Source organism: Pedobacter sp. AJM (genome assembly GCF_002197755.1).
In the GTDB taxonomy this organism is placed as follows: Bacteria; Bacteroidota; Bacteroidia; order Sphingobacteriales; family Sphingobacteriaceae; genus Pedobacter.
In genome coordinates this window covers 49,358-62,708 of record NZ_NHOT01000004.1, presented here as the reverse complement: position 1 = coordinate 62,708, position 13,351 = coordinate 49,358, and the positions used below count along the sequence as shown (strand labels likewise).

Annotated in this window: 12 protein-coding genes; 7 read left to right on the top strand and 5 right to left on the bottom strand. The window is 37.2% G+C overall.

The genetic code is table 11. The features are described 5' to 3' along the window. Positions 1-96: 96 nt before the first annotated feature. Entirely contained in the window at positions 97-612 is a 516-nt protein-coding gene (locus CBW18_RS11195; RefSeq protein ID WP_088301428.1) for a hypothetical protein, read from the bottom strand. Between the two features lie 105 nt (positions 613-717). Further along, a complete protein-coding gene (locus CBW18_RS11190; protein WP_088301427.1) occupies positions 718-1,497 on the bottom strand; it encodes an S-adenosyl-l-methionine hydroxide adenosyltransferase family protein in 780 nt (259 codons plus the stop codon). Positions 1,498-1,600: 103 nt separating this feature from the next. On the opposite strand from CBW18_RS11190, the gene CBW18_RS11185 reads away from it, so the two are divergent. The 4 genes from CBW18_RS11185 (at position 1,601) to CBW18_RS11170 (ending at position 4,990) form a co-directional block, all read left to right on the top strand. Beyond that, complete coding sequence (locus CBW18_RS11185; RefSeq protein WP_088301426.1) at positions 1,601-2,560, top strand: PhoH family protein; 960 nt, start codon at positions 1,601-1,603, stop codon at positions 2,558-2,560. 90 nt (positions 2,561-2,650) lie between these two features. Then, positions 2,651-3,595, top strand: a complete 945-nt coding sequence (locus tag CBW18_RS11180; RefSeq protein WP_088301425.1) for a phosphoribosylaminoimidazolesuccinocarboxamide synthase — start codon at positions 2,651-2,653, stop codon at positions 3,593-3,595. Between the two features lie 43 nt (positions 3,596-3,638). Beyond that, positions 3,639-4,016 (top strand): STAS domain-containing protein, encoded by a 378-nt coding sequence (locus CBW18_RS11175; RefSeq protein WP_088301424.1) that lies wholly within the window; start codon positions 3,639-3,641, stop codon positions 4,014-4,016. A 68-nt stretch (positions 4,017-4,084) separates the two neighbouring features. Beyond that, on the top strand, positions 4,085-4,990 hold the full coding sequence (locus CBW18_RS11170) for a ribonuclease Z (protein ID WP_088301423.1): 906 nt from the start codon (positions 4,085-4,087) through the stop codon (positions 4,988-4,990). A gap of 210 nt (positions 4,991-5,200) precedes the next feature. On the opposite strand, the gene CBW18_RS11165 is transcribed toward CBW18_RS11170, so the two are convergent. The 3 genes from CBW18_RS11165 to CBW18_RS11155 form a co-directional block, all read right to left on the bottom strand. Then, on the bottom strand, positions 5,201-6,154 hold the full coding sequence (locus tag CBW18_RS11165; RefSeq protein ID WP_088301422.1) for an MlaD family protein: 954 nt from the start codon (positions 6,152-6,154) through the stop codon (positions 5,201-5,203). Positions 6,155-6,314: 160 nt separating this feature from the next. Next, entirely contained in the window at positions 6,315-7,094 is a 780-nt protein-coding gene (locus CBW18_RS11160) for an N-acetylmuramoyl-L-alanine amidase (RefSeq protein ID WP_088301421.1), read from the bottom strand. A 10-nt stretch (positions 7,095-7,104) separates the two neighbouring features. Then, positions 7,105-8,013, bottom strand: coding sequence for an N-acetylmuramoyl-L-alanine amidase (locus CBW18_RS11155; RefSeq protein WP_253249016.1), 909 nt, complete (start codon positions 8,011-8,013; stop codon positions 7,105-7,107). Between the two features lie 29 nt (positions 8,014-8,042). Between CBW18_RS11155 and CBW18_RS11150 the strand changes: the two genes are divergently transcribed. The 3 genes from CBW18_RS11150 to CBW18_RS11140 are packed head-to-tail and all read left to right on the top strand — an operon-like array spanning position 8,043 to position 13,349. After that, positions 8,043-10,706 (top strand): putative LPS assembly protein LptD, encoded by a 2,664-nt coding sequence (locus CBW18_RS11150; protein ID WP_088301420.1) that lies wholly within the window; start codon positions 8,043-8,045, stop codon positions 10,704-10,706. A 4-nt stretch (positions 10,707-10,710) separates the two neighbouring features. Then, on the top strand, positions 10,711-11,964 hold the full coding sequence (locus tag CBW18_RS11145; RefSeq protein WP_088301419.1) for a competence/damage-inducible protein A: 1,254 nt from the start codon (positions 10,711-10,713) through the stop codon (positions 11,962-11,964). Positions 11,965-12,011: 47 nt separating this feature from the next. After that, the gene (locus tag CBW18_RS11140) at positions 12,012-13,349 is read left to right on the top strand and encodes a dihydrolipoamide acetyltransferase family protein (protein ID WP_088301418.1); all 1,338 of its coding nucleotides are present in this window, start codon (positions 12,012-12,014) and stop codon (positions 13,347-13,349) included. Positions 13,350-13,351 lie beyond the last annotated feature (2 nt).

The following is a 13,351-nucleotide window of genomic DNA, read 5'->3' as shown; positions in this document are numbered from 1 at the left end:
CGATAACCTAATATTGCTTTCTGAAAAGTGGTAAGCCTATTTGGATCTTTTTTAAACAAACTTGGTAAAACTACCTTGTTTATCTTTGCTAAAGTTTTAAATATTGCCTTTTTCATATTTTTGAATCTTCTTATTATAAAAATAAAACATAGATACTAGGATTAGAATCAGCAGGATAATAATGTAAGTAGATATTCCGTAATTATTTTTGTTCGATTCTTTTTGAAGTATTTCATTCTGATCCTGTAGCTTTTTAATGGTTTTCATATAACCCTCAATCCTTTCTTGAGAGTGATCTGCAGCCGCAACCTTTTGTTGATTCTGCAGGTCTTTATATTCCATTAATACTTTTAATTCCTTAAAGATATTATTATCTGTTAACACCACCTCACGAAGAATTTCATTGGAATTTTTGATATCCTTTTTGGTTTGCCAGCCAAATATTCCGGTTCGTTGGTTTAAGCTCTCATCATATTGTCCGAATTTTGCACTTCGCTCTGCCAGTAAAGCATTTACTTTAACCCGTTGAGCAGCATAAGCCGTGGTATCCTGCTGGGCGTAAGTTTGAAAACTTACGGATAGGACGACAAGCAGATAAAAATATTTTTTCATGAGATATAAACGTGAAAACAGTGGAAGTTGTTTTATTTGCCACTGAAAGATAGAAAGTGTGGAATTAGATTATGAAATCAGGTACAGCTTTCAGCTTAGCTTTTTTTAAGAATGAAACTCAACCCTTACAATATCGCCCAGGTGCAGGCCCAATAAGCCACTGGCTTTACCTTTGTTGATGGCAATTTCTAAATGGTTACTGATGCCGAACAAGCAAAGTTTTTCACCTTCCTGCACTTCATTATAATGCCAGCTCAATTGTGTAATGGTTTCACTCTTGCGGAAATATAAGGTGAAATCACGGTTTTTCTGGATGCGTGTAAAAAGATCTTTTGTGATATTGGTAATTACATTGCAGAATGTATCAATGTAAACCACACTTCCACGAATAATATCCCGTTCAATTACAGGGTGAAGCAGCATTTTCTGTTCAATTTGAGCTACAGGTAAACCAATATCCTTTAACCTGCCACCTTTAGCCAGATGCGTGGCCGCTTTAACAAAAATATCAACCAGGGGAAAATGAAGATATTTTAAATCCTGCATAATATTCAGTTCTACCACATCCTCAGGTATATCATCAAAAAGCAAAGAAAAGATACCATTATCTGCCCCTACAAAATAATGATCACGGTGCCTGATAGCAATGTATTTAGTGTTTTCACTGTAAACGGAATCAATCCCTATTAAATGTACAGTGTTCTTTGGGAAATATGGATAAGCATTCTTTAAAACAAATGCTGCATATGAAATATTGAAAGCAGGAACTTCATGGGTAATATCAACTAAATTAACATTAGGCATAAGACTTAGCAGGCTACCTTTAAGGGCACTCTGGTAAAAATCTTTCGAACCTAAATCTGTTGTTAAAGTAATTATCCCCATTAAAAATTCATTATTATTGCTTATTCTTGCGTAGAGGCCTAAGCGTCTGCAAATATTCAAATTTTAATTAATATACCCCGATAACTTTTTAAAATACTATAGTTTGAACGAATTAAAATTAACTCTGGATACCGTAAATCCTGCTCACTTCTGGGGAGCAAATAATGAGAATTACGAAATGATTAAAAGTGCCTTCGCTAAGTTAAAGCTGGTGGCAAGAGGAAGTGAAATTAAGGTTCTCGGTGATGAACAGGAACTTAAGGCCTTCGAAGAAAAATTCAGTCAGCTGGTGGCACACCTGGAAAAATATAGTTCACTAACCAATAATGATGTGGAAACCATATTAGGCGCAAAGGCCAATGGTGTAGCAAAAAAAGATGCAGAACAGCCAACCGGCGGAGGTGGAGAGGTGATTGTTTTTGGTACTAACGGTCTTTTAGTGAAAGCCAGAACGGCCAATCAGCGAAGAATGGTAAGCAGTATTGCTAAAAATGATATCCTATTTGCGATTGGTCCGGCAGGAACGGGTAAAACGTATACCGCAGTAGCATTGGCTGTTCGTGCGCTTAAGAATAAGGAGATTAAACGCATTATATTAACACGCCCTGCCGTAGAGGCAGGGGAGAACCTCGGTTTCTTACCGGGCGATTTAAAAGAAAAAATTGATCCGTATTTACGTCCGCTTTACGATGCGCTGGATGATATGATTCCGGCAGAGAAGTTGAAATTCTATATCGAAAACCGAACCATAGAAATTGCACCCCTTGCATTTATGCGTGGCCGTACGTTAGATAATTGTTTTGTAATTCTTGATGAGGCACAGAATGCCACGGATATGCAGTTAAAAATGTTTTTAACACGTATGGGACCAACTGCTAAATTTATTGTAACAGGTGATGTGACACAGATAGATTTGCCTAAAAAACAGATGTCCGGCTTGTTCAATGGCTTAAGAATCCTGGAAGACATCAAAGGCATAGATATTATCTATTTAAGCGGAGAGGATGTGGTTCGCCATAAATTGGTGAAAGATATCTTAAAAGCTTACGGCGATATTCAGTAGGTGAGTCCTGAGTCGGTAGTCTATAGTCTAAATTGACTCTTGACTAAAGACTTTCCGACTTTAGACTTTTTTACTTATTTTTATCCCCTCATGAAAGCACTAAAAGAAACCCGTTTTAATTTTCCAGATCAAAGTAATTTCTATAAAGGTAAAGTACGTGATGTGTATACCATAGCCGATAGATTAATGGTAATGGTGGTATCAGATCGTATCTCTGCATTTGATGTCGTTTTGCCTGAAGCCATTCCTTTTAAGGGACAGGTTTTAAATCAAATCGCTGCTAAATTTTTAGCTGCTACGAATGATATTGTTCCAAACTGGGTTTTAGATGTTCCAGATCCAATGGTGACTATTGGTCGCATTTGTGAACCCTTTAAAGTTGAAATGGTAATCAGAGGTTATTTAGCTGGTCATGCCTGGCGGGAGTATAGTGCGGGTAAACGTTCAGTATGTGGTGTTTCACTACCTGATGGTTTGAAAGAAAACGATAAATTACCTCAGCCTATTATTACGCCAACGACAAAAGCATCAGTAGGGCATGATGAAGATATTTCAAAGGAAGATATTTTAGCCAAAGGAATTGTGTCTATCTCTGATTATGAACAATTGGAGAAATATACCTACGCATTATATGAAAGGGGAACTGAAATCGCAGCCAAAAGCGGATTGATTTTAGTGGATACGAAGTATGAATTTGGTAAGGCGGATGGTGTTATTTACCTAATAGATGAAATTCATACGCCAGATTCTTCACGCTATTTCTATGCAGATGGATATCAGGAACGTCAAAATGCTGATGAACCACAAAAACAACTTTCAAAAGAATTTGTAAGAAAGTGGTTAATAGAAAATGGTTTTCAGGGTAAAGATGGGCAAGCTGTTCCGGAAATGACACCAGATATAGTTAATTCCATATCAGCGCGTTATATCGAACTCTATGAACAGATTGTTGGAGAGTCTTTTATAAAAGCTGATGCCGATGCCATTTCCAGTCGCATTGAAGCCAATGTGATCAAGGCTTTGCAATCACTCTAAAAATCGATGGAATTTATACTTTAGTAAAACAAGAAGAACAGAAATGAAATTTTCAGTAGATAAACACGATAAATACGTTACTTTAAAGTTAGAAGAGCCTAAATTTACCAATGATAATGCACCTGGCGTAAAATCTGAATTGTATTTGCTTAATGCAGAAGGATTTAAAAATATTATTGTCGACTTAAGCGATGTACAGGAATGCAATGATGCACAGGATCTAAGCTGCCTTTTGGTTGGCGACAGGCTTTGTAAGTCGGTTGGAGGATTATTTATTGTAACAGGTATTAATGATCAGCTCGAACCGATTATAGAATTGTCAAACATATTTCAATCTGTAACGTTTGTTAATACAATAGAAGAAGCGACCGATTTTATCTTTATGGATGAATTGGAAAAAGAGTTCAGAGGCGATAAATAAACAACGTTTTAATTCAAAATTTAGCCTCGTAGTACGAAAACCTACGAGGTTTTTTATATCATACCATTATGAAATTTGAAGTTACTATTCTAGGAAGTAGTTCGGCGACACCTGTTTTCAACAGGAATCCTTCTGCACAACTTTTGAATTGTAACGAAAAGTATTACCTGATTGATTGCGGAGAAGGCACCCAGCAGCAGCTGACCAAATACAATCTTAAGGCTGCACGGATCGATCATATTTTTATCAGCCATTTGCATGGCGACCATTACTTTGGTTTGATTGGTTTACTTTCCAGCCTTCATTTAAATGGCCGGATTAAACCCATGCAGATTTTTGCTCCTGCACCACTTCTGGAGATTTTAGAAATTCAGTTTAAATATTCTGATACCAACTTAAGGTATCCTATCGAATTTTTTCCAATTGAGGCTGATCAGTCCAGACAAATTTTTGAAAACCAGGACCTGATTGTAAAAACAGTAATATTAAACCATCGGATTCCAACTACCGGATTTATATTTCAGCAAAAACCAAGACAGCGTAAGTTAATCAAGGAAAAAACTGAACATATCCCCATGGCTTACTATGCAGCCTTAAAAAAAGGAAAGGATGTAGAGCAGGCTAATGGTGAAATTTTAAGAAGCGAAGACTTTACAACACCTGCTGAGCCACCAAGATCATATGCTTATTGTTCAGATACCATGTATGATGAAAGCTATTTTGCAACCATCAAGGGATGTGATACCTTGTATCATGAAGCTACCTTTATGCACGAACTGCTGGATAGGGCAAATGAAACCCATCATACCACCGCAAAGCAGGCAGGCGAAATAGCCAGTATCAATGGGATAAACAAGTTACTGATCGGCCATTTTTCATCGCGTTATAAAACGCTCCAAATGCTTCTTGAAGAAACACAGTCCATTTTTGAAAATACAGAATTAGCAGTAGAAGGTAGAACCTTTCAGCTTTAAATTTAGTCTGCTTTAATCGTAAAGTTCTTGAATTTAGCGGGTTAAATAAGTTTCTGCTGCGGATTTGCCTGTTGATGTATTTTACTTTTTAATATATACTTTTATCATTAATGATTCTTATATCATTCCTTTATCACGCACACAAGTAAAATTAAGGCATAAAAAAAGCCTTGCAATATCAATTACAAGGCTTCAAATTATAAAATCAAATTACTTATCTTTTTTATTCCCACCGCCAAATACAGAGAAATGTACATAACGCTTAGGATTGGCTTTTAAATCGATCATCAACTCATCGAGATTTTTTGAAGCACTATTCAGGTTGTTATACATTTTATCATCATTTAACAATAAACCTAAACTGCCTTTGCCATCTTTAATACCGGAGATCACACTTTGCAAATCTGCAATGGCATTATTGGCATTATCTAAGGTTTGTTTAAAATTAGCTGCTGCAAACTTATCAGTTACCGTATTGATATTGGTTAAAATATCACTGATTTTTTTGTTGTTATTATTCAGGTTTGCTGTAATGCCTTCTACATTTTTAAAAATAGCTTCGATACGGGCACTTTCAGAACCTACTAGACCATCAACCTTTTTAGAGGTTGTTTCCAATGAAGCAAGTGTTCCGGCAATACTATTGAAACTTTTATCTACATTTTTCTGAAAATTCGGATTCAATATCGAATTTACACTGCTCAGGATCGAATCCATTTTGCCTATGATCAGTTCAGCCTTCTTTTGAACAGGTTGAACCTGTTCCATCAAACCCTTTTCAACATTGGCATTTAAGGTAAAACCATCTTCAGCAATTTTCTTTGAATTTCCAAGCGACATTACGATGGCTTTACTTCCTAAAAGATCAGTACCTTCTAACCGTGCAACACTATTTTCAGGAATATCATATTTGCTATTAATACTTAAGGTAGCCAGGATTGTTCCACCCGGTTCTAATTGTAGCTTCGCCACGCGGCCAATCTGATAACCATTGATTAAAACGGGTTTGGAAACGGTTAAACCATCTACACGGGTATATCTTGCAAACAAGGTTGTTTCACTGGAGAATATGGAATTTCCCTTTAAAAAGTTATATCCGATAATTAATAAAGCAATGGCGAATGCAGCTAAAATACCGACTTTGGTTTCGTTCTTAATTTTCATGTGTTTCTATTTATTCGCTGCAAATATGATTTGTATTCATCATTTGCCTGAGCGCTATCATTTTTGTAATGCAAAGGTATTATAATTACATAATGTTTGCACCAACGTTTTTGTTTGGTATTTGTTATTATTTTAACAATAAGCTGAATAATATTTAATATTAATCAACTTCAACATCTTTCCTGTATTTTTTAATAGCAGCCAATATGGAATCGGCAATTTCACTTTGGCCGCTACTGGAGTTGATGTATTTTTCTTCTTCCTGATTGGAAATAAATCCAACTTCAGTTAATATAGCCGGCATTCCGCAACGCTGTAAAACCAAAACGCCTTGTTCTTTAACGCCTCTGCTGCCTCTTTTATCACGGTTTACGTAACTGTTTTGCACCAGTTTGGCAAATTTAATGCTTTTATCTCTGAATGTGTTTTTAAGCAATGACATTAAAATAAATGTTCCGGGTTTATTTGGATCATAGCCATCATATTTGCTTTTATAGTTTTTTTCCAGCTTAATATCCGCATTTTCCCGGATGGCGGCATCTTGTTCTTTCAACCGGTGAGAACCAGCAACCAATGTTTCTGTTCCTTTTACATGTTTATTTCCGGATGGCATGGAATTGCAATGCACCGAAATAAATAAATCAGCATTTGCGTTATTGGCAATTTCAGCACGCCTGTACAGGTCAACATCCACATCTTTTGTACGGGTATAAATAACCTTGATCCCAGGCATATCTTCCTGAAGTTTTGCGCCTAGTTTTAAAGCCACCTTAAGTGCGATATCTTTTTCTTTTGAATAACTTCCTGAAGCACCGGGTTTTCTTCCGCCGTGTCCGGGATCGATCACAATGGTTTTGATTTTATATCCCTGTGCGAATAAAACCTGAACAAAAAAGAGGGTTAAGATAAAAACTGATGTTATTGCACGTTTAATCTTCATTTATAGGATATTAGAATGAGGTTTCTGCTATGCGTTTATAGTTTTTAATTGCTTTAATAATACCATCAACAATTTCCTTCTGACCCTCAGGTGAATTCATGTAGTCTTCTTCATCAGGATTACTGACAAAACCAATTTCAGTCAATACGGCAGGCATTGCCGCTCTAGCGAGCACGGCCAGACTTTTCTCCTGTACACCACGGTTGATTCTGCCTGCATTTACATATTCCTGCTGAAGCAATGATGCAAACTTTAAACTTCTATCCCGGTTGGTTTGTTTCATGAGGGATAACATGATATCATTTTCAGGGGTATTGGCAATGAAGCCTTCATAGTTTTTCTGATAGTTATCTTCCAGGAACATGGATGCATTCTCCCGTTTGATCACCTCATCCTGTTCGCCTAAGCGGCCGGTTCCTGAAACAAATGTTTCTGTTCCTTTAGTTGAAGTGCTTTTGGCAGCGATGGTTTTGTAAACAGGAACACTTCTTCCTTTTACTTTTTTGTAATAATCCACCACTCTTGATACCCTTACAGGCATATCATTTAAGTGAATAGAGATGAAAAGATCAGCTTTTGCATTATTTGCAATATTTATCCGTTCATAAAGAGGAATAAAAACATCAGTTTCCCTGGTATATACCACTTTGATATCTTTAATACTATCCTGAAGTGCCTTTCCTAAATTTAATGCTGTTTTCAAGGCAACATCTTTCTCTTTTGAATAAATGCCATGTGTGGCGCCATCTTTACCGCCATGTCCTGCATCGATTACAATTGTCTTAATTTTATATCCCTGTGCAATTGCCTGATTATCAATTGTATTAACAAGCGCAAAGTAAATAATGAATGTTAAAATGGTTTTAAGATACATCAATGGTATATTTTTCACTAATTTTGAACGTTTTTGATTAAACATCTGTGCAAAAATAACATTCAAATACGAATTTGAAACTTCTTAAGAGCTCTATTTTACTCATTTCTGTCATTTTATTAACACATAGTGTTGGTAAAGCTAACGCGTTTTCCCGTTTTTCATTGCAGCAAATTATTCAACAGGATACTTCTAAAAGGGATACTTCTAAAAAAGCAGCAAAAAACAACAGTGGACTGGATCAAAAAGTGGAGTACAAGGCAGACTCCATGAAGTTCAGTAAAGATAAGAGTATCATTTATTTATACGGAAACGCCAGGGTGCTTTATGGTGATTTTGAACTTGATGCAGATTACATCAGGTATGATTCTGAAAAGAAAGTAATTTTTGCCAGTGGCAGAACGGATCCGAAAACAAATAAATATGTAGGGAAGCCAATTTTTAAGTCTGGCCCGGAGGGATCTGCAATAGCCGATTCTATTTATTATAATTCAGAAACCACCCGAGCTAAAGTTTTCGGCGTATTTTCAGAGCAGGAGGGCGGATTTTTCTCTGGCGGACAAAGTAAGAAACAAATTGATGATGAGCTGCACATTAAAAATGTAATGTACAGTACCTGTAACCTGCCCCATCCGCACTTTGGTTTAATGATATCTAAAGGTGTTGTAACAGAGAAGCAGATTATCACTGGTCCGGTTTATATGATTATTGAAGATATTCCTACTCCTTTAGGTTTACCATTTGCCTTTTTTCCAAAGCCCAACAAGCGTACTTCAGGCATTATTTTACCTTCACCGGGAGAAGATGCCACCAGGGGGTTCTTTCTGCAGAATGGTGGTTATTATCTGGGGTTGAATGATTACTGGGATGCCAAACTTTTAGGTAGTATTTACACCAATGGCTCTTATGAAGCCAGTGTTAATTCGCAATATATTAAGCGATATAAATATTCCGGTAACATTGGTATTAATTATGCCAGCGTTAAAAATGGCCTGGAAGGAACTGAAGCTTTCGATAATCCAAAAAAAGATTTTAGTATCAGGTGGTCACATTCTCAAAATGCCAATGCAAACCCTGGAACTACTTTTAGTGCAAGTGTAAATATCACTTCAAGCAGTTACTATAGAAATACGGCGGCCAATCAATCATATGATATCAGGGCAATAGCGAATAATACCACCAACAGTAGTATCAGTTATTCCAGAACGTTTTCTAATAATATGAACTACTCGTTATCGATGACGAGTAATCAAACTTTAAGTACCAGGGATGTTTCAATCAGATTACCTGAATTAACTTTCAACGTACCGACTTTTAGTCCATTTGATTCTAAAACAAGGGTTGGTGAACAGAAGTGGTATCAAAAGATTACTGTGGGATATGCTTTACAGGGAACCAATGCCATTGATACTAAAGATAGCTTATTGTTTCAGAATGATGGTTTAAAAAGATTGAAATCTGGTTTCTCCCATAACATACCTGTTAACATGTCATTCACTGCGCTGAAGTATCTAAACTTCTCTTTGGGTGGAACTTATAACGAGGTTTGGAACTTTCAAACCATTAGAAATCGTTACACTACTTTTGCGGATAATAGCTTCACAATCAGATCTGATACAGTTAGCGGATTTAAAAGGGCAGGGAGTTATAACCTCTCCACCAGCATGTCTACAAAAATTTATGGATTAAAAGTTTTTAAAAACCTGGGGAATATTAAGGCACTCAGGCATGTAATGACACCGAATATGTCTTTCAGTTATTCTCCTGATTTTACAAAGGCAGGTAGTGGACCATTTCTGGCTGCTGTTTCAGAAAATGAATTTGAGAGTGATGGGAGCAAGAAAATCATCAGAGATGCGAATGGTCTTCCTTTAACTTATTCTGTTTTTCAGGGAATGGCTTATCAGGGCTCTTTCCCAGGTAAAACAGCATCTATTGGTTTTGGCTTAGAAAATACCGTTGAATTAAAGGTGAAATCCAGCAAAGATACTACCGGTACAGGCGAACGGAAGATTCCGATTATCCAGGGCTTAAGCATCAGCGGTTCTTATAATTTTTTAGCCACCAGGAATAAACTTTCAACACTTGGCTTCAGCGGACGTTCACAATTTACGGATAAGCTGGGCATTAACTATAATGGTACTTTTGATGCATATGCTTTGGATTATAATCCTGCTACAGGAATCTATACGAGAAGTAACACCTTCGTTTGGAAGAGAGGCAATCTAATTCCCCGGTTAACTTCGATTGGCTTTTCATTCGATTACAGTTTAAATCCGGAAGCATTAAAAAAGAAAAATGAGGCAAATGATAAGCTTAATGAAGCGAAGAATAAAGGATTATCACCTATACAATCCGAACAACTTGCAGCCATCAGTCGCGATCCCAATGCCTTTGTGGATTTTAATATTCCATGGAACTTTTCATTCTCTTATAGCTTTCAGTACTCAAATGATTTAGGTATAAGCAGAACCAGTAATACCTTAAACTTTAATGGCGATTTAAATCTTACTCCAAAATGGAAGATTACCTATAATTCAGGGTATGATTTTCAGAATAATGGTTTAACACCAATGAACATTGGTATTTATCGCGATTTGCATTGCTGGGATATGAGTGTAAACTGGGTACCGTTTGGTGCTTATAAAAGTTACTCTTTAACATTAAAAGTGAAGGCGTCTATTCTCCAGGATTTAAAACTGAGCAAGAGACAAGGTTTTTACAATACTTACCAATAAACTTATGTTAGCCGAAATTATAACCATTGGTGATGAAATACTCATCGGTCAGATTGTTGATACCAATTCAGCCTGGATGGCTAAGCAGCTTAATTTAACAGGTGTATTTGTCAAACAAATCACTTCAGTTTCTGATGATGAAGATCATATTCTGGCTTCGCTTGCACAAGCTGAAGAACGTGCTGATCTTATTTTAATTACAGGAGGTTTAGGTCCCACCAAAGATGATATTACCAAAAAAACTTTAGCGAAATATTTTGGTATGGGTTTCCGCAGGGATGAAGGCGCGCTGGAAATGGTTACATCAATTTTTAAAAAATATAACCGGCCTTTGCTGGATATCAATATTCAACAGGCTGATGTTCCGGATGGTTGTGAGGTCATTGTCAATAAAAACGGCACAGCACCCTGCATGTGGTTTGAGCGTAATGGCAAAATTTTCGTATCCATGCCAGGTGTTCCGTATGAAATGATGTATTTAATGGATGATGAGATTCTTCCCAGAATCAGATCAAAATTTACTTTACCATTCATTGTGCATAAAACTATTCTTACAGCCAATATCGGAGAATCCTTTCTGGCAAAAGAGATTGAGGAAATTGAAGACCGCTTGCCCAAACATATTAAATTAGCTTATTTACCCAAGTTAGGGCAGGTGCGTTTGCGTTTATCAGCTAGTGGAAGTGATGAAACAGCTTTAAAAATGGAAGTTGAATCTTACGCAAAACTGATGATAGCTAAAATTCCGAAGTTTGTGGTGGTAGATGAGGATATTCCTTTTGAAAAAGCTGTAATAAATATCATGAACAGCCGCGGACTTACCTTATCTACCGCTGAAAGTTGCACAGGAGGATACATTGCTCATTTAATTACGCAACATCCGGGTTGTTCATCCGTGTATTGGGGCGGGGCAGTAGCTTATGCCTATGAATTGAAAGAATCTATACTGGGTGTAAAGGAAAGTACTTTAAATAAATTTGGTGCGGTGAGTGAAGAAACGGTTTCGGAAATGGCAGAAGGCGCAATCAAACAATTTAAAACTGATTATGCCATTGCAGTAAGCGGAATAGCCGGACCAGATGGCGGCACGGCAGATAAACCCGTAGGTACGGTCTGGATTGCGGTATCAAATAAAAATAAAACGGTAGCTAAAGTATTTACTTTCAGTAACAAGCGCATTCAAAATATCGAGCGCTCGGCAGCTTCTGCTTTCACCATGCTTTTAAATCTACTTAAAGAAGACGGGTTGAAAGAATAAAAAGCGTATTTTTGTCGCAATACCAATATAATATACTTTAATTTAATATGGCTCAATACGAATTATTGTTACCAAAAATGGGGGAGAGCGTTGCCGAAGCAACGGTAATTAAATGGGTAAAACAACCTGGTGATGCAATCGGTTTAGATGATACTATTTTAGAAATAGCGACAGATAAAGTTGATTCTGAAGTGCCTTCTCCGGTTGCTGGTAAATTGGTTAAACAGCTATTTCAAGAAAATGATGTTGCCCAGGTAGGTGACGTGATTGCTATTATAGAAACAGAAGGAAGTGCTGATCCAAAGATTGAAGATAGTCATCCTGACGCTTCAATTCCTGAAGAAAAGGCTGAATCCATTCCAGGTATTGCACAACTTCCGGCAGAAAACAAAGCAACTCCATCTGATTTTTCATCTTCAGTGCGTTTCTATTCTCCGCTTGTTAAAAGTATTGCTTCTCAGGAAAATATTTCTATTTCAGAACTAAATGATATTAAAGGCACGGGGGCTGATGGTCGTTTAAATAAAGATGATTTATTAAGTTATATCGCCCATAAAAATTCCGGACAGCAAGCTGTGAAAACAGAGGTTGCCGCTGCACCAATTGAAAATAAACCTGTAGCTGCTCCGGTTGTATCCTCAGTACCCAATAAAACATCAACCACCTCAGTTTCTGGCGGAGATGAAATCATAGAGATGGACAGGATGCGTAAACTGATTGCCGACCATATGGTGATGAGTAAAACTACGTCACCGCATGTTACTTCCTTTGTTGAGGCTGATGTAACCAATATGGTGTTATGGCGCAATAAGGTAAAGAATAGCTTTGAAAAGCGGGAGAATGAAAAAATAACCTTTACTCCAATTTTCGTAGAGGCTGTGGCAAAGGCGATCAAGGATTTTCCTATGATTAATGTTTCAGTAAGTGGCACACAAATTATTAAAAAACGTGATATAAATATTGGTATGGCAGCTGCCTTACCTAGCGGAAATCTGATTGTTCCGGTGATCAGAAATGCCGACCAGCTAAATTTAGTCGGTTTAACCAAGGCCGTTAATGATCTGGCTTTGCGAGCAAGAAATTCAAAGTTAAAACCTGATGAAACACAAGGTGGAACATTTACGCTTACCAATGTAGGTTCATTTGGAAATGTGATGGGTACACCAATTATCAATCAACCGCAGGTAGCTATTTTAGCTGTTGGCGCCATTAAAAAGAAACCGGCTGTTTTAGAAACAGAGCATGGTGATGTGATTGCCATTCGGCATATGATGTTCCTTTCCCTTTCTTATGATCACCGGGTTGTAGATGGATCGCTGGGCGGAATGTTTGTACGCAGAGTGGCTGATTACCTGGAGAACTGGGATTTTAACAGAGAGATTTAATC